This is a genomic window from Rhodospirillales bacterium (genome assembly GCA_016872535.1).
Classification (GTDB): domain Bacteria; phylum Pseudomonadota; class Alphaproteobacteria; order Rhodospirillales; family 2-12-FULL-67-15; genus 2-12-FULL-67-15.
Genome location: VGZQ01000021.1, coordinates 1 through 17,012 on the forward strand (window position 1 = coordinate 1; position 17,012 = coordinate 17,012).

General features: G+C 65.2%; 13 protein-coding genes. 10 read left to right on the plus strand and 3 right to left on the minus strand.

The features are described 5' to 3' along the window. Both FJ311_05920 and ugpC read left to right on the plus strand, forming a co-directional pair. A partial coding sequence (locus FJ311_05920; GenBank protein ID MBM3950972.1) for a carbohydrate ABC transporter permease occupies positions 1 to 216 on the plus strand: 216 nt, incomplete at its 5' end. An 11-nt stretch (positions 217 to 227) separates the two neighbouring features. Further along, positions 228 to 1,316 carry a sn-glycerol-3-phosphate ABC transporter ATP-binding protein UgpC gene (ugpC, locus tag FJ311_05925; GenBank protein MBM3950973.1) on the plus strand — a complete coding sequence of 363 codons (1,089 nt, stop codon included), beginning with the start codon at positions 228 to 230 and terminating at the stop codon, positions 1,314 to 1,316. A gap of 71 nt (positions 1,317 to 1,387) precedes the next feature. On the opposite strand, the gene FJ311_05930 is transcribed toward ugpC, so the two are convergent. Further along, on the minus strand, positions 1,388 to 2,725 hold the full coding sequence (locus FJ311_05930) for an aspartate aminotransferase family protein (protein MBM3950974.1): 1,338 nt from the start codon (positions 2,723 to 2,725) through the stop codon (positions 1,388 to 1,390). A 78-nt stretch (positions 2,726 to 2,803) separates the two neighbouring features. On the opposite strand from FJ311_05930, the gene FJ311_05935 reads away from it, so the two are divergent. Next, entirely contained in the window at positions 2,804 to 3,976 is a 1,173-nt protein-coding gene (locus tag FJ311_05935) for an acyl-CoA dehydrogenase (protein MBM3950975.1), read from the plus strand. Positions 3,977 to 3,994: 18 nt separating this feature from the next. Here the strand turns inward: FJ311_05935 and FJ311_05940 are convergent, their stop codons facing one another. Then, positions 3,995 to 5,086 carry a malate/lactate/ureidoglycolate dehydrogenase gene (locus tag FJ311_05940; protein MBM3950976.1) on the minus strand — a complete coding sequence of 364 codons (1,092 nt, stop codon included), beginning with the start codon at positions 5,084 to 5,086 and terminating at the stop codon, positions 3,995 to 3,997. A gap of 46 nt (positions 5,087 to 5,132) precedes the next feature. Further along, complete coding sequence (locus FJ311_05945; GenBank protein MBM3950977.1) at positions 5,133 to 6,404, minus strand: hypothetical protein; 1,272 nt, start codon at positions 6,402 to 6,404, stop codon at positions 5,133 to 5,135. A gap of 482 nt (positions 6,405 to 6,886) precedes the next feature. On the opposite strand from FJ311_05945, the gene FJ311_05950 reads away from it, so the two are divergent. The 7 genes from FJ311_05950 to FJ311_05980 all read left to right on the plus strand — a co-directional run bounded on the left by FJ311_05950 (position 6,887) and on the right by FJ311_05980 (position 16,948). Then, on the plus strand, positions 6,887 to 7,087 hold the full coding sequence (locus FJ311_05950; protein MBM3950978.1) for a hypothetical protein: 201 nt from the start codon (positions 6,887 to 6,889) through the stop codon (positions 7,085 to 7,087). 158 nt (positions 7,088 to 7,245) lie between these two features. Beyond that, the gene (locus tag FJ311_05955; GenBank protein MBM3950979.1) at positions 7,246 to 8,190 is read left to right on the plus strand and encodes a class I SAM-dependent methyltransferase; all 945 of its coding nucleotides are present in this window, start codon (positions 7,246 to 7,248) and stop codon (positions 8,188 to 8,190) included. A gap of 122 nt (positions 8,191 to 8,312) precedes the next feature. Next, positions 8,313 to 9,308, plus strand: coding sequence for a phosphate ABC transporter substrate-binding protein (locus FJ311_05960; protein ID MBM3950980.1), 996 nt, complete (start codon positions 8,313 to 8,315; stop codon positions 9,306 to 9,308). A 747-nt stretch (positions 9,309 to 10,055) separates the two neighbouring features. After that, a complete protein-coding gene (locus FJ311_05965; protein MBM3950981.1) occupies positions 10,056 to 11,945 on the plus strand; it encodes an ABC transporter permease subunit in 1,890 nt (629 codons plus the stop codon). Between the two features lie 32 nt (positions 11,946 to 11,977). After that, positions 11,978 to 13,687 carry a phosphate ABC transporter permease PstA gene (pstA, locus tag FJ311_05970; GenBank protein MBM3950982.1) on the plus strand — a complete coding sequence of 570 codons (1,710 nt, stop codon included), beginning with the start codon at positions 11,978 to 11,980 and terminating at the stop codon, positions 13,685 to 13,687. Positions 13,688 to 13,892: 205 nt separating this feature from the next. Beyond that, positions 13,893 to 15,329, plus strand: coding sequence for a M20/M25/M40 family metallo-hydrolase (locus FJ311_05975; protein ID MBM3950983.1), 1,437 nt, complete (start codon positions 13,893 to 13,895; stop codon positions 15,327 to 15,329). 17 nt (positions 15,330 to 15,346) lie between these two features. Next, positions 15,347 to 16,948 (plus strand): ABC transporter substrate-binding protein, encoded by a 1,602-nt coding sequence (locus tag FJ311_05980; protein ID MBM3950984.1) that lies wholly within the window; start codon positions 15,347 to 15,349, stop codon positions 16,946 to 16,948. The last annotated feature ends 64 nt before the right edge of the window (positions 16,949 to 17,012 follow it).

A 17,012-nucleotide genomic window follows, 5' to 3' on the forward strand; every position in this document is an offset into this window, starting at 1 on the left:
TCGTGGAACGACTACCTGTTCGGGCGCGTGTTCATGAATTCCCTCGATAATCTCACGCTCACGGTCGGGGTCATGCTGTTCTTCGAGGGCACGCACGTGGACTGGGGCCTTTTGATGGCGGCCTCGGTGTTGATGACCGTGCCGATGGCGCTGGTGTTCGCGGCGCTGCAACGCCACCTCGTCGCCGGGTTCGGCGCGGGCGCGGTCAAGGGTTGAGGCCGCCGGTCATGGACGTTCGTCTCGAAGCGATCAACAAGAGCTTCGGCACCGTCCAGGTGCTGAAGGACATCGACCTCGTGTTTCCCGACCGCAAGTTCGTGACCCTGCTCGGCCCTTCGGGCTGCGGAAAGACGACCCTGCTCCGCATGATCGCCGGACTCGAAACCATCACCTCGGGCGTCATCAAGTTCGGCGATCAGGTGGTCAACCGGCTCGCGCCGCGCGATCGCAACATCGCCATGGTGTTTCAGTCCTACGCGCTCTATCCGCAGATGACCGTGCGCCAGAACCTGAGCTACGGATTGCGCGTGCGCGGAACGCCGAAGGCCGAGCAGGACGCCCAGGTGGCGCGCGTCGCCCGCGTCCTGGAAATCGATCATTTGCTCGAACGCAAACCGGCGCAGCTTTCCGGCGGCCAGCGCCAGCGCGTGGCGCTGGGGCGGGCGATGGTGCGCAAGCCCGATATTTTCCTGATGGACGAGCCGCTCTCCAATCTCGACGCCAAGCTCCGGGTCACGATGCGCGCCGAGTTGCGCCGGTTCCACCTCGATCTGAACGCGACCACGGTTTACGTCACCCACGACCAGCTGGAAGCCATGACCATGTCCGACCTGATCGCCGTTATGCACGGGGGCGTGGTGCAGCAGTTCGGGACTCCGGCGGACGTGTACGGCCGTCCCGCCAACTTGTTCGTCGCCGGGTTCATCGGCAGCCCGCCGATGAATTTTCTCGAAGGCGAAATCGCAGCCGACGCGGGGGCGCCGGCGTTCGTTTCGCCGGGCATCCGGCTCCCGTTGCCGCGCCTCGCCGGCCGGCTCGCGCCCGGCCAGCGGGTGATGCTGGGGGTGCGGCCGCAAGCGGCGACGCTCGCCCCCGCGGGCGGGGCCGCGACCGTTCGCGGCCGGGTTTGGGTGGTCGAATTGCTCGGTTCGGAAAAGCTGGTCGACGTCGAGCTCGGCGACAAACGGCGGTTTACCGTCCAGGTCCGCGCCGATAGCGTTGTCGGCGTCGAAGAGGAGGTCGGCATCCGCCTCGATCCGGAAACGGTCCATATTTTCGACATGGATTCGGGCAACGCGGTTCGGTCAGAGGACTGACGCCACCCGCCCGCCCGGATGCGCGCGGTGCCCGTTGTCTGTTGACGGGCTTTGACCGGTGCGAACCCGGCTTAAACCTGGCCGAGAACGTCGTCGAAGCGGCGCAAGAACTCCGCGCAGATCGCCTCGTCGTGGGCGACGGAGAGATAGAGCTTGGTACCCATCGGGTTAATGAACACGCCCCGCGCGAACAGGCCGAGCATCAGCTTTCGCGCCTTGGCTTTGTCGCCCCGCGCGGTCGAGCGGTAGTTGTTGACCGGCCGGTCGGTGAACACCACCTGGGCGAGCGGCCCGTCGCCGATCACCTGGGCGCGGATCTGGCGGTCGCGCAGCACGCGGGCGAGGCCTTCGCGGAACGTCCGGCCGAGGGCGTGCAGCTTTTGGTAGGTGCCGGGCGTCCGCAGCACGCCGAGGGCCGCGTTGGCGGCCGCGGTCGATACCGGGTTGCCGCCCAAGGTGGACGCCATCCACACGTAGCCGTCACCGCCGATCCGGCTTTCGTCGACCTGCTCCATCAGTTCGCGTTTGCCCCCGAACGCGCCGATCGGATAGCCGCCGCCGAGGGCCTTGCCGTAGGCGACGAGATCCGGGATCACGCCGTAATATTCCTGCGCGCCGCCGTAGGCGAGGCGGAATCCGGTCACCACTTCGTCGAAGATCAGCGGCACGCCCGCTTCGGTCGCGAGCGCGCGCACGCCTTCCAGGAATCCGGGCTCGGGCGGCGTGCAGCGCTGCAACGGCTCCATGATGATGCCGGCGAGTTCATGGCGGTGGGCACGCACGATCTCGGTCGTCGGGCCGAGTTCGTTGTAGGGCGCGATCAGCAATTCGTGGGCGGCGGCGGGCGTGCCGGCGCTGGTCAGCTCGGGCGTGGGAAAGAGGAGATTCTTGTTGGGAAAGAGACTGGTAACACCTGCCTCGTTGGCGCCGTGGTAAGCGCCCTCGAACTTGAGGATCTTGGCCTTGCCGGTCGCGGCGCGGGCGAGCCTGAGGCAATACATGGTCGCCTCGGTGCCGGACGCGCAGAAGCGCAGCCGCTCCGCCGCCGGCGAGATGCGCCGGATTTCTTCGGCGAGCGCCAGCACCTCGGGATTGAGGTAGGCGAAGTTCGAGCCGAGCGGGGCCTGGCGGCGGACCGCCGCCACCACCTCGGGCCGGGCGTGGCCAACCAGCGCCGAACCCCAGCCCATGGAGAAATCGATGAATTCCTTGCCCTCGGTGTCCCAAAGCCGCGCGCCTTCCCCGCGCGCGATGGCGACGATGGCGTCCCCGGGCAGGCCGAATTCGCCGTTCGATATGCCGCCCGGAAAGACCGCGTGGGCGCGGGCCGCGATGTTCCCCATGCCGTCCGACGTCATGTCCGCTCCTCCCTCGCGGGCGATTATCGGCGGGACGGGGGAAAACGCCATATAATAATGTGTCGTAATAATATGTCGGGCAATTCACGGCCCGCGAACGAATAAGCGAACGAACGAAAGGAAACGTCGATGCTCAGCTTTCGCCTGGCCGAAGACCAGGAACGCCTCAGGGCCCGCGCGCGGGCCTTCGCCCGCGATGTGGTCGCGCCGCACGTCGAGGAAATGGACCGGACCAACAACTATCCCTGGCCGGTGGTCAAGGCGATGGCGGCCGAAGGATTCATGGGACTCACCATCGATCCCAGATACGGCGGCGGCGGGCGGCCGCTGATCGACGCCCTGCTGGTGGTCGAGGAACTGGCCAAGGTGTGCGGCACGGTCGCACGCATCTGCGTCGATGCCAACACCGCGGTGGGCAAGGCGATCGCCGAATACGGCACCGAGGATCAGCGCGCGCGTTATCTGCCCAAGGTGGTCGCCGGCGACAAGCCGGCGATCGCCATCACCGAACCGGACGTCGGCTCGGCCGCGACCTCGATCACCACGCGGGCCGAGAAGCGGGGCGATCATTACCTCCTCAACGGCGAGAAGCGCTGGATCACCGGCGCCGGCGTCACCGGGCTCTACCTCGTATTCGCGCGCTTCGAGGGCAAGGACGGCGCCGCCGGCATCGGCGGGCTGCTGGTGGAAGCCGATACCCCGGGACTCTCGGTGCCCAAGGTGCGCGTGATGATGGGCGTGCGCGGCATGCCCGAAGGGGACGTGGTGTTCAAGGACTGCAAGGTGCCGGCGGCGAACCTGATTGCGCCTCCGGGCCAGGGCTTCAAGCGGCTGATGACCGCCTACAACGTGCAGCGGCTCGGCGCCGCCACGGTGGCGCTCGGCATCGCGCAAGGGGCGTACGAGCTCGCCTGCGGCTACGCCGTGCGCCGCGAGCAGTTCGGGCAGCCGATCGGCGAATTCCAGGGCATCCAATGGATGCTCGCCGACATGCGGATTCAGCTCGAGGCCTCGCGGCTGCTGATCTACCGCGCCGCCGCCGAGGCCGGGCACGGCTTTCCCGACAAGGTCGATTCCGCCATCGCCAAGGTCCATTCCGCCGACACCGCGGTCGCGGTCACCAACATGGCGCTGCAGATCCACGGTGCCGCCGGATACTCGTGCGACCTGCCGCTCGAACGCATGGTGCGCGACGCCCGCATGTTCTCGATCGGCGGCGGCACCGCCCAGATGCAGCGCAACCTGATCGGGCGCGAGGCGCTGCGGTCGGCCAAGACCCAGATCCAGGAAGTGGCCGAATGACCGCCGTGCGTTCGACGCCTAATCCGCGCTTTCGATCGACCGGTGGTCAAGGCCAACGTGCTCGCCGGCGGCGACGATGATGGCCCACGCTTCCTCGGGCAACGGCACGCCTTCGGCCTCGCGCCGCGCGCGGGCGCGCCGTTCCGGCTCGCCGGGCGTCAGGATTTCGTCCTTGCCGAGGGCGAGCTTGGAGCTTTTGAAGAATTCGACGTAACTGCGCGCCTCGGCGGCGAAGGCGTCTTCACCCGCGAATGTCGCGGGCTTCAGGAAAATAGACAGCATGCCGTTATTGACCGGGCGCGGCGGCGGTCCGGCGCAGCCCGATCCGGTCAGCGCGCCCGCTAGCAGTTCGATCATCAGCGAAAGGCCGGAGCCCTTGTGCTCGCCCATGGCGCGGATGGCGCCGCGCCCGCCGCTCGAGTGCGGAATCTGGCCCGGGCGCTTCGGCCCGTAAAAGACGGCCGGATCGGACGACAGCCGCCCCTCCTCGTCGATCAGGCTCCCTTCGGGCAAGGGCTTGCCGCCGCTGTGGGCGACGATCGCCTTGCCCTCGGCGACGGCGGAAGTCGCGAAATCGAGGATGAGCGGGGGCTCGTTCGGCAGCGGCACCCCGATCGTGATCGGGTTGGTGCCCATGCGCCGCTCGCGGCCGCCGAAGGGGGCGACCAGGGTGCTGCCCGCGACGTTGACGAAATGAATCGACACCAGGCCCGCTGCCGCGGCCATCTCGGCGAAATCGCCGATGCGGCCCAAATGCCCGCTGTGGCGGAGCGCGACGATGGCCGTGCCGGCGGCCTCGGCCTTGCGGATCCCGATTTCGGTCGCGCGCGGCCCCAGGGTCTGGCCGAAGCCGTAATGGCCCTCGAGCAGGACCAGGGTTTCGGATTCGGCGATCACGGTCGGCGTTTGATCCGGCTTGAGCCAGCCCTTGCTCATCCAGTCGAGATAACGGGGGATGCGGATGACCCCGTGGCTGTCGTGCCCGGTCAGGTTGGCGAGAACCAGGTAATGGGCGATGCGCGCGCTTTCGTCGGCGGAGCAGCCGGCGGCGACGAAAATGCGGCGGGTCAGCGCGCGTAGGCGTTCGGCGGGGATCAGGATTTCGGACATGGGATGGACAACGACGGAAAAGGAGGACGGTGTCGGTGCGAGCCGCTCACAACAAGTGGAAGGCGAATATAGCAACCAAGGTCGGCGGCGCGGCGGCGACCAGCAAGCCGAGCGGGCTGATCGCGCCTTCGTCGAAATTGCCCTTGAGGATGGCGAACCCGGCCGGGTTGGGCGCGTTGGCGATGATGGTCAGACCGCCGCCGGTGACCGCGCCGGCGACCAGGGCGTACTTGAAGGCATCGTCGACTCCGTCCACCAGCGAGCCGAGATAGGTCAGCGCCGCGTTGTCGGTGATCGCGGTCAGGGCGGTGGCGCCGAAATAGAGGGCGTTGGGCGAGAGGCCCGAAAGCAAGGGCTGCAACCACCACTTCTGCATGCCGCCCAGGGTAACCAAACCGGCCAGGAAGAACGCCACCATCAATCCCTCGCGCAAGATCAACCGAGACTGATAGCGCTTGTAGGCGTCGGTGAAGCCGAGGAAGAACAGAAACAGCGCGCTGAATACGATCGCATGGTGACCGAAGAAAACGACGCCGCCCAGAAACATGAGGTGTACCGCGACGACCGGGACCGGAATCCGTTCGAGCTTCTCGCCCGGAAGTCCGTCGGACAACTGGGCGAGTTGGCGACGGAAGATCGCCGTGATCACGACCGCGTTGATGATGACGGCGATCACCGCGCGCCAGCCGAACGTCTTGAGCATGAAAGCGATATCCCAGCCCCAGGTCGAGGCCACCATCAGAACCGGCGGCGCGGCATAGGGCGTAAGCACGCCGCCGATCGAGATGTTGACGAAGAGAACGCCGATGGTCGCGTACTTGAACGGCGCGGGGACATTCTTGGCGAAATAGCGATCGCGCAGGAGAAGCGCGGATAGTGTCATCGCGGCCGGCTCGGTGATGAAGGAGCCCAACAACGGTCCTACCGACAGCGCGACGAGATAATAGGCCGTGGGTTGTCTGAGCGGCATCAATCGCGCGATCAAACGCATCACCGCGCCCGCGAATTCCAGTACCGGACGGCTCGCGGCGATAACCATGATGACGAACACGAAGGCGGGCTCGGTGAAGTTGAGGCCTTCCAGGTATTCGATGGATCGCGCCGGTCCGAGGTGAACGGCGACGAACAGCAGCAGGATCAGCGCCCAGAATCCGAACACCGCTTCGACCTCGCCGAGCAGGTGCCATAGACCCGCGTGCGCCCGATTGACGTGGGCGAGGTGCTCGAACAGCTTGGTTGAAAAGGTGTGCACGACCGCAACCGCAAACAGGGCGGCGGCCATGATGTCAATAGCCGAGGCTAGGGATAGGGACGACATCGCATGTTCCCGGTCGGTGGCGCGGCCTCGAACAACCAATTCCAAGACTCGTGATTTCATCTAATAGAGCATTCCACGGGCGTTGGAAATCGCATGTTGCGCCCCGAAGGCGAAGCGTTCACCCTAATGTCGTCTTCATGGCAAGAAACGGAGCGCCCGCCGGCATCATCGGGGCGACCCTGGCGGCGTTCGCGACATCGTCGCCGGAACTCGCGGTTGCGATCACTTCTGCGCTCGCCGGAGCCCCGAGTTGGCGCTCGGCAACATGACCGGCGGCAACATCGTGAACGTGGCGCTGGTACTCGGGCCGCCGCCGATGATCGCAGGACTCGCGGCGCCTTTCCGTTCGACGGCCGCGTGTCGCGCGGCGAGGCCGCCGTCATGTTTCTGCCGTTTTTGGCGTAGCTGGCGACCACCGGATTCGAGGGACGCCGGCGCCGCGATCCGACTGCGCCCGCGCTTGACAGCGAAACCCCCGCGTCGTGGCGTGGCGTTTCGGCGGCGGCCTCGTTCTTCTGTTCGCCCCCGGCCAACTGATCGTAACCGGCGCTTTCAGCGCGGCGGTCGTCGCGGTTATCTATCCCGGCCCGAAAGGCGTCGTGACGCGCCGGCGCGGCGTGGTGCCGATTCTCCTGTGGGTTGCCTTTGTCCTGGTCCAAGCGCAGGCGCGTGGCGCGATTTAGGCAAATCTTCCGAAAATAATCGCGCATCCATTGTTGCGCCGCGCGCTGAGATCGTTATCTTTAAGGCGTACCGCCATCGTTGAACGGAATCACCGGTCCCCACAATCGGGGACTCGCCGCGCAATCTTTTAGCGGCGATGGGAGTGGAGGACGAACATATGACCGGCGCCCGCGAGCGATTCAAAGAACTGAACGAGGCCAAGGCGAACTTCGACCGCCTCTACGCCGCGCCCGACCCGCGCGAGTATTATCGCGTCCTCTACGGGCTCGACTACATCGTTCCCGACCTGGCGCGGCCCATTTTCCGCGCGCTGATCGCGGCGCGCGAAGCGGATCTCCGGCGACGGGTGCGGGTGCTGGATCTTGGCTGCTCCTACGGCGTCAATGCCGCGTTGGCGCGCTTTCCGTTCGATTTGGCCCGCTTGGCGCAACGCTATGCCGGCCCCGAGATGCAGGGCCTCGCGACCTCGACGTTGATCGATCTCGACCGGCACTACTTCCGCTCCTGGCCCCGCCTGACGGATGCCCAGTTCATCGGCCTGGACGCGTCGAGGCCGGCGATCGACTACGCCACCGCCGTCGGTCTGCTTGATTACGGCGTGGCCACCGACCTCGAGCACCATGAACCGACCGCGACCGAATCCGAAATCCTGTCCGGGGTCGACCTGATCGTGTCGACCGGATGCGTCGGTTACGTCACGCGGCGGACGTTCCGCCACCTGCTCGACCGCGCCCATCCGGGCGATCCGCCCTGGGTGGCGTCGTTCGTGCTCCGCATGTTCTCCTATCAAGAAATCGCGGACTTGCTCGCCCGGCACGGACTCGTCACTGAAAAACTCGAAGGGATCACCTTCATCCAGCGCCGTTTCCACAGCGAGGACGAACTGCGGTCCGTCGTCGCCAACCTGGAAGGACAGGGGGTCGACCCGTCGGGCAAGGAGGCGGACGGGCTCTATCACGCCGAGCTCTACGTTTCCCGACCGGAAGCCGTCGTCCGCGACATGCCGCTCACGTCCGTCTTGTCGATCACCAGCGGCGCAAGCCGGCCGTTCGGCCGGCGGTTTCGTTTCGTCGACGGCGGTTCGGTCAAGCTGGTTCCCTAAATTCGCGCTCCACGCCGATAATTTCACAAAACCGTCACGTTCGGGTCGAAATACCTTTACCGAACCTTGCTAGGGTGCGCTCCGCCACGAACCCAACGAACCGTTAAGTCGGTAGGAGATACATGATGATGTTGCGCACTTCCATCGCCGCTCTGGCGGCAATGGCGTTTTTCGGCCCGGTGGCCACAACCCCGGCGTTTGCGCAGGCAGTCACGCTGGACCCGAAGCTTGCGGACTACAAGACAGCGAGCGGGGTCTCGGGCAGCCTCAAATCGATCGGCTCGGACACGCTCAACAACCTGATGACGTTGTGGGCCGAAGGCTTCCGGTCGGTCTACCCCAACGTCAAGATCGAGATCGAGGGCAAGGGCTCCTCGACCGCGCCGCCCGCCCTGATCGCCGGCACCGCCCAGTTCGGGCCCATGTCGCGGCCGATGAAAGGCGCCGAGATCGACGGCTTCGAGAAGAAGTTCGGCTACAAGCCAACCGCGATCCGGGTGGCGGTCGATGCCCTCGCGGTGTTCGTGCACAAGGACAACCCGGTCAAATGCCTGTCGCTGCAACAGGTGGACGCGATCTTCTCCAAGACGCGCAAGGGCGGCCACGACAAGAACATCGCCACCTGGGGCCAGGTGGGATTGAGCGGCGAATGGGCTAACCGGCCGATTTCGCTCTACGGCCGCAACTCGGCGTCCGGCACCTACGGCTATTTCAAGGAAGAAGCCCTGTTCAAGGGCGACTTCAAGGACACGGTCAAGGAACAACCCGGCTCGTCGACGGTGGTGCAGGGCGTCGCCTCCGACAAGGGCGCGATCGGCTATTCCGGCATCGGCTACAAGACCGCCGACGTGCGCGCGGTGCCGCTCGCGGCCAAGACCGGCGGCAAGTGCGTGGAGGCCAACGCCGATAACGCCTACGCGGGCGATTACGCGCTCGCCCGGTTTCTGTACGTCTACGTCAACGCCGATCCCAACCGCCGGCTCGACCCGGTGCGGGCGGAGTTCATCCGCTACGTCTTCTCCAAGCAAGGCCAGCAGGCGGTGCTCAAGGACGGCTACTTTCCGATCACCGCCGGCATCGCCGGCGACGACTTGAAGATGGCGCGCCTGGCCGAGTAAAGCCCGCAATCAATGTCCGAAGGCCGGCATTCCATCGTCGATCGGCGCCGCGACCGGCGGACGCGCCGCTCCGTGCTGCTGGCCGACCGGATCGCCGATTGGACGATCCGGGTCGGCGGGATCGGCGTCATCGTCGCGGTGTTCGCGATCATCGTGTTTCTCGCGCAGGTGGCCGCCCCCCTGTTCGGCGGGGCAAGGATCGAGAGCGAAAGGAAGTTCTCGACGCCGGGCGCGACGGCGCGGGCGCTCGGGCTATGGGTGGACGAATACAAAAGCCTCGCCCTCACGCTGCTGGAATCCGGGGAAATCTCCCTCGTTCACATCGCGAGCGGCCGTTCGCTGCCGTCCGCGCGTTTCGATTTCGGCGGCAACCAAGTCACCGCGTTTGGCCGAACCCTGACCAACAATTATGTTGCCTTCGGATTCGCTGACGGTCGTGTGCGGCTGGGGCGGCTCGATATTTCGGCGCAAACCTTGCCCGGCGACGCTGTTCCGACGCATGCGGAGCGGTTGGACGAGAATAATTTCGCCGCCGGGGATACGCTTTATGCCCGCATTGCCGGCAACCAGGTCCGTAAAATATCCGTGGCGACCAGGATCGAGCCGGCGCAGGATATCGCACCGGGCAAGGCCATCGTCGCCATCGATTACCGGCACGGCGGCACCGCCGAGCGCCCCAGTGAAGCCTTCGTCACCCTGGATTCGGCCGGGATTGTCCGCTTAAGCCGAACCGAGACCCGCCGGAACATGTTGACCGGACGGGAACAGAAAACGGTGACCTCGGTCGAATTCCCGCCGCTGCCGACGGGCGCGGTGTCGCACCGGATCCTGATGAACGAGGGCGGCGACGAGATTTATCTCGGCGCGCGCGACGGCACCATCTATCGCTATGACGCGCGCGACGTCAAAGGCCCGATTCTCGCCGAAACGCGGCGGCTGCTGACCGGGGACGCAACCCTCGGCGTGTTCGGGTTTCTCAACGGCGACCAATCCCTGGTGGTCGGCGGTTCCGACGGCTCGGTTAATATTTATTTCCGCCTGCAGAGCGAGACGAGCGCGGATGTTGGCGAGCCGACGGCCGACGGATTCGCGCTGGTCCGCGCGCACATGCTGGAAAGGCAACCGGCGGGGATCGTCGCGTTCGCCGCCAGCCAAAGAACCAAGCTGTTCGCGACCGCCGACGCGCGGGGCGGCGTCTGGCTTCGCCATTCCACCAGCGAACAAACGCTGCTCAGACTCGCCGCCGCCGACGCGCCGGAAGCGATCGCGCTGGCGCCGCGCGACAACGGGTTGATCGGACGCGGCGGCAGCGGCGATTTCGGCGCCTGGGATATCTCGGCGCCGCACCCGGAAACCACCCTTAAGACCATCTTCGGCAAAGTCTGGTACGAGGGCTATCCTGCGCCCGCCTACACTTGGCAATCGTCGTCGGGGACCGACAGCTTCGAGCCCAAGCTGTCCCTGACCCCGCTGATTTTCGGGACCTTCAAGGCGACGCTCTATTCGTTGCTGTTCGCGGTGCCGGTCGCGATCTTGGCGGCAATCTACACCTCCGAATTCGTGCACCCGTCGGTTCGCGCCGTGGTCAAGCCGACGATGGAAGTAATGGCGTCATTGCCGTCGGTGGTGTTGGGGTTCATCGCCGCGCTGGTGCTGGCGCCGTTCGTCGAAACGTGGATCGTCCCGATCATCCTCGGCTTTTTGCTATTGCCGCTGACGTTGCTGGGCGGGGCGATGGCGTGGCAGACGCTGCCGTCGCCGTTGGCGTTGCGGTTCGGGGGCTTGCCGAAGTTCGCGTTGATGTTCGCGGCGCTCGGCCTGGGCGGAATCGTGGCCTATGGTCTCGCCACGCCGTTCGAGAAGTTGTTTTTCGCGGGCGATTTCAAACTGTGGGCCGACGGCCAGATCGGCAGCGACCGGGCGCTGCTGGCTTTGATTTTGTGGCCGCTGTCCTTCGTCCTCGCGTGGCTAGCGTTCGAACGTCTCGGCGGGCCGTTCGGCGGGTACGCTTGGCGGGGGAAATTGCGGACCTGGCCGCGAACCGTCGCCGGCGTCGCCGACGGCGCGCGCACCGTCGGCCTGCTGATCCTGGCCGGAGCGCTGGCTGGCGCCGCCGCGATCGGCCTCGATTGGTTCGGCCTCGGCCCGCGCGGCACGCTGGTCGATACCTACGTGCAGCGCAACGTATTCGTCGTCGGCTTCGCGATGGGTTTTGCCGTGATCCCGATCATCTACACCATCGCCGAGGATTCCCTCAACGCGGTGCCCGCCCACCTGCGCGCGGCCAGCCTCGCCTGCGGCGCGACGCCCTGGCAGACGGCGATCCGGGTCGTCTTGCCGACCGCCATCAGCGGCGTGTTCGCGGCGGTGATGATCGGCATGGGCCGCGCGGTGGGCGAAACCATGATCGTGGTCATGGCCGCCGGCAACACCCCGATTTTAGACCTCAACGTGTTCAGCGGTTTGCGCGCGCTTTCCGCGAACATCGCCGTCGAGCTGCCCGAGGCGGTGCGCGACGGAACCCTCTACCGGATGCTGTTCCTGGCGGCGATCGTGTTGTTCGTGATGACGTTCATCGTCAACACCCTGGCCGAACTGGTCCGGCTGCGCTTCCGCAAGCGCGCGGCGCAATTGTAAAACGACATGGATTGCCGATGAACCAAGCCATAATGGCCGCTTCCCCCGATGCCCGGGTGCGATCGGTCCGGGCGAGCGATCTTTCGGCCCACGGCGAGCTGCATTTGTGGATGCTGGGCGGCGCGCTGGCGCTCGGCGTAATGATGGTGGTCGGGTTTCTTTTGTTGGTGGCGTGGAACGGCTTCGGCACTTTTTTGCCCCGACCGATCGAGGTGGTCACCTTGATCGACGACGGGCGCGTCGCGGGCGAACCGTCGCGCACCGAGGTTTTCCGAGTTCCTGCCGATCGACTGGCGACGCTGCCGCCGGACGCGCAGGAACGCATCCGGGCGAACAACGGAGTGGCGCGCCGCACCATTTATCGCACCGGCAATTACGATATTACCAACGAGGATTTTCGCTGGGTGTCCGACTTCGAGGCGCGCGAACGCGTCTTTCCCAGGGACATGGTATTCGTCGAGCGGCTCGAATGGGGGCCGTTCATCGGTCGCGTCAAGGGCTTGGCTGTCGACAGCCGGGCGCTCGACATCGGCGATTTGCGCGACGCGCGGGCGCGCAAGGCGCTGGCCGAAGCGCAAAAGCGGTTGCAGCGCATTCGCGCGATCGAGCGGAAGGAAATCGGCGCGGTCAATCACGAATTGGAACGCGACCGGCTGGCGCTGCGCAAGGAACTGCTGGCGTCGGGCGAAAACAGCGAGGACTATCGGCGCCTCAAGGCGCGCACCGAAGCCAACGCCGTCGCGCTGCAAGTCCGCTTCAAGGCCTTGGCCGAGGAAGCCCAGAATCTCAAACAGCGCGACGAACGCGATACGATTACGCTCGCCGACATCGGCGGCGCGGAAAAGACACTGCCGCTCTCGGCCGTGGTGCGGGCCTATTACGCCAACGATTTGTCGTGGGGCGCGGCGGCGGGCGTCTATCTGTCCCGCTGGTGGGAATTCCTGAGCGAAAGCCCGCGTGAGGCCAACACCGAGGGCGGCGTTCTGCCGGCGATTTTCGGCACCTTCGCCATGACCATCCTGATGGTCATCCTGGTGGCGCCGATCGGGATCGTCACCGCGCTTTACTTGCGCGAATACGCGAAGCAGGGGCGCTTGATGGCGCTGGTGCGCATTTCGGTCAACAACTTGGCTGGCGTGCCGTCGATCGTGTACGGCGTCTTCGGCCTCGGGTTTTTCGCCTATTTGCTTGGCGGCAACATCGATCGCCTGTTTTATCCCGAACGGCTGCCCAATCCGACCTTCGGCACCGGCGGCCTGTTGTGGGCGTCCTTGACGCTCGCGCTTCTGACCGTGCCGGTGGTGATCGTGGCAACGGAAGAAGCGCTCGCCGCCGTGCCGCGCTCGATGCGCGAGGGCTCGCTCGCCTGCGGCGCGTCGAAATGGCAGACCATCCGCCGCATCGTCCTGCCGCGGGCGATGCCGGGCATTCTCACCGGTATCATTCTGGCCATGGCGCGCGGCGCGGGCGAGGTCGCGCCGCTGATGCTGGTCGGCGTGGTCAAGCTGGCGCCGGAAATGCCGATCGACGGCATTTTTCCGTTCATTCACCTCGAACGAAGCTTCATGCACCTCGGATTCCACATCTACGACGTCGGCTTCCAATCGCGCAACTCGGAAGCCGGCAAGCCGATGGTTTTCGTCACCACGCTCCTGCTGATCGCCTTGGTCGCGGCCATGAATATCGCGGCGATCGTCATCCGCAACCGGCTCAAGCGCAAATTCGCGGGCGGGCACTTTTAGTCGCCCATTTTTACGCCGTACATTTTTTTTGATGACCTTCCCCCGCCTTGGGTCAAACCGCAGAGTTCAATAAACCGGCTTTCCCATCACTGAGCGGGATGCAATGATTACGCGGTTATCCACAGGGTTCCGCATAACGAAAGCCGCGTCGCGCTGAAATTACGGTATTAGCCGAAGCGGGCCGTTATGATTTATTCATAGGAACATGACGCCGTCACGCCCCATCTCCGCCGCGCCGTATGAAGCGGAACGAAGCCAAGCCCTGGCGTTGGCCGCCGCCGGCCGCGAGGAAAGCATCGCGGCGCTCGCCCGGCTGGTGCGAATTCCGAGCTTGACCGGCGAGGAAGGCGCGGCCCAACGGCACCTCGCCGCGAGCCTCAAGGATCTGGGCGCGGAGGTCTCGCTGCTGGAGCCCGATATCGCGGCGTTGTTCGCGCGCTTTCCGAACATCGCGCAGTATCCCACCCATTGGCAACACGATCTGATTCTGCCCTACACGGACTTGCCCACATACGAAGCGTTGCGGGCGAGCGGCCTCGAAAACGTGCTCAATTACCGCGACCGGCCAAATGTGGTCGGCATTTTCCGTGGCACGGGCGGCGGTCGTTCGCTGATCCTGAACGGGCATATCGATACGGTGACGATCGAGCCGGCCGGCGAATGGACGCGCGATCCGTTCGGCGCGGCGATCGACAACGGCCTGATGTACGGGCGCGGCACGTCCGACATGAAGGGCGGTCTGATGGCGGCGCTGATGGCGCTCACGTTCCTCAAGCGGGCGGGCGTGCGCTTGCGCGGCGACGTGATTTTCCAAAGCGTCGTCAACGAAGAGCACGCGGGCAACGGCACCCTCGATCTGGTGCGGCGCGGCTTTACCGCCGATGCCGCCATCGTGCTGGAGCCGACCAACAACGGCGTCGCCGTCAGCCATCCGGGGGGCCTTTATTGGCAAGTTAGAATTCCGGGGCGGCCGCGTTCGCCGGGCGCGCGCTGGCAGGGCGGCATCCAGGATGGGGTTAGCGCCATCGAAAAACTCCCCAGAGTGATCGATGCGCTGCTTGATCTCGAACGCCGATTCAACGCCGTTCCCAACGACGACCCGATGGAACGGGGCCGCGCGCCCTTCGCGCTGGTTATCGGCAAGGTCGCGGGCGGCCATTACGAAACCGTGACCGCGGGCGAGGTCAGTTTACGCGGCGGCGCCTACTTCGCGCCCGGGGTCGGCGACATCGGCGACGTGATGCGCGATTTCCGCCAAGCGGTCGGCCGGGCCAACGACGCCGACGACTTCCTGCGCCAGCACCCGGCGCGGCTCGAATTCCTCCACCACGACGACAGCACCCGGCAAAGCCCACAAATCCCGCTTGCCGTCCACATGGCCGAGGCCCTGAAAGCCCGCGGCGCCGACGGCGGGGTGCGGCCGGGCCCGTTTTGCTGCGACATGCGCCATTTGGTCAACCAAGGGGGCATTCCGTCGATCATTTTCGGGCCCGGAACCATCGCCCAGGCCCACAAGCCCGACGAACACATCGCCCTCGGCGAATACCTCGACTGCATTGAGCACTTGATCGAGTTCATCCCGGCTTGGTGTAATTCGGACGCCGAACCCGAGGCCGGAACCCAACCGGCACGCCGCCCCTAAACAGAGGAGATTCCGTCATGACCCCGTTTCGCCTGATCGCCCTTACGACCGCCGCGTTTGCCGTTGGCGCCTTGCTGGCGCCATCGGCGGAAGCGCAGAAAAGAGGCGGCACGCTCACTTACACCTATCAGCCGGAAGCGACGGCGATGTCCACCATCTCGACTACCGCCGTGCCGGTCGCGCTGATTTCGACCAAGATTTACGAAAGCCTACTGGAATACGAGGGGGCCGGAATGACGCCCAAGCCCGGCCTCGCCGAATCCTGGACGGTGTCGTCCGACCGCCTAGTCTATACCTTCAAGCTGCGCGCGGGCGTGAAGTGGCACGACGGCAAGCCGTTCACCAGCGAGGACGTGAAATTCAGCATCGAAAAGGTGGTCACGCCCAACCATTCGCGCGGGCGAACGTATTTCGGCAACGTCGCAACGATCGAAACGCCGGACACCCATACCGTCGTCTTTAAATTGAAGGCGCCGGTGCCGTATTTCCTGCGCGCTTTCCAGCCGAGCGAAACGCCGATGATGCCCAAGCACGGGTTCGCCGACGAGGAACTCGCCGCCGACAAGATCCGTCAGGCCAAGATCATGCAAAATCCGATCGGCACCGGCCCCTTTAAGCTGAAGGAATGGAAAAAGGGCAGTCACATCATCCTCGAACGCAACGCGGACTATTGGAAGGCTGGCCGGCCGTACCTCGACCAAGTGGTGATGCGGGTCCTGCCCGACGGCGCCGCCCGCGCCATCGCGGTCGAGAAGGGCGAAGTCGATCTCGCGCCGATGAACGCGTTGCCGCCGGCGGAAATCCAGCGCTTGAGCAAACTGCCCCAGTTGGTCGCATCGCAAGAGGGCAGCGAAGGCCTCGGGCCGATCATGTGGTTGGAAGTCAACCTGCGCGAAAAACCGCTGAGCGACGTCAAGGTACGCCAGGCGATCAGCCTGGCCATCGACCGCGCCAAGCTGGTCGACGTCATCTGGTACGGCCAGGGCAAACCGGCGCGCGGGCCGGTCGTCAGCGGCAACCCGACCCACTTTGACAAAACCCTGAAGCCTTTCGAATACAGCCCGGCCAAGGCCAACAAGCTGCTCGACGAGGCCGGTTACAAGCGCGGGGCCGACGGCGTCCGCTTCAAGCTGACGCAAAACTTCCTGCCCTACGGCGAGGAGTGGGTACGCCAGGCCGAGTATATCAAGCAGGAACTCGGCAAGGTCGGAATCCAGGTCGAGACCCAAAGCCTCGACATGGGTGGCTGGTTGAAGCGGGTGTACACCGACTGGGCGTATCAGTTCACGTCCAACTTCACCCACAACTACTCCGATCCGACCATCGGGGTGCAGCGCGCCTTCATTTCCACCAACATCAAACAGGGCGCGACCTTCAACAACTCGATGAACTACCGCAATCCGCGGGTCGACGAACTGTTCGGCCTGACCGCACGCCTGGAGGATGGGCCCGAGCGCAACAAGGCATGGGCCGAAGTCCAACAAATCATCCGCGACGAATTGCCGGTGATCTTCCTGATGGAAATCAGCTTCATGAATGTCTGGAACAAGCGGGTGAAGGGCCTGATTTCCAACGGTATTTCGATGTACACCGGCTGGGATCAGGTGTGGATCGAGTAGCCGTCGCGCCACGCGCGTCGTTTTCGGGGCCTTGCCCTTCGATTCGATCGGGGCAAGGCCCTTA

Coding starts and splice junctions, on each gene's coding strand:
- FJ311_05955 (MBM3950979.1), top strand. CDS start 7,246: ATGACCGGCGCCCGCGAGCGATTCAAAGAACTGAACGAGGCCAAGGCG.
- FJ311_05960 (MBM3950980.1), top strand. CDS start 8,313: ATGATGATGTTGCGCACTTCCATCGCCGCTCTGGCGGCAATGGCGTTT.
- FJ311_05980 (MBM3950984.1), top strand. CDS start 15,347: ATGACCCCGTTTCGCCTGATCGCCCTTACGACCGCCGCGTTTGCCGTT.
- FJ311_05975 (MBM3950983.1), top strand. CDS start 13,893: ATGACGCCGTCACGCCCCATCTCCGCCGCGCCGTATGAAGCGGAACGA.
- FJ311_05935 (MBM3950975.1), top strand. CDS start 2,804: ATGCTCAGCTTTCGCCTGGCCGAAGACCAGGAACGCCTCAGGGCCCGC.
- FJ311_05945 (MBM3950977.1), bottom strand. CDS start 6,404: ATGTCGTCCCTATCCCTAGCCTCGGCTATTGACATCATGGCCGCCGCC.
- ugpC (MBM3950973.1), top strand. CDS start 228: ATGGACGTTCGTCTCGAAGCGATCAACAAGAGCTTCGGCACCGTCCAG.
- FJ311_05940 (MBM3950976.1), bottom strand. CDS start 5,086: ATGTCCGAAATCCTGATCCCCGCCGAACGCCTACGCGCGCTGACCCGC.
- FJ311_05965 (MBM3950981.1), top strand. CDS start 10,056: ATGTTGACCGGACGGGAACAGAAAACGGTGACCTCGGTCGAATTCCCG.
- pstA (MBM3950982.1), top strand. CDS start 11,978: ATGGCCGCTTCCCCCGATGCCCGGGTGCGATCGGTCCGGGCGAGCGAT.
- FJ311_05930 (MBM3950974.1), bottom strand. CDS start 2,725: ATGGCGTTTTCCCCCGTCCCGCCGATAATCGCCCGCGAGGGAGGAGCG.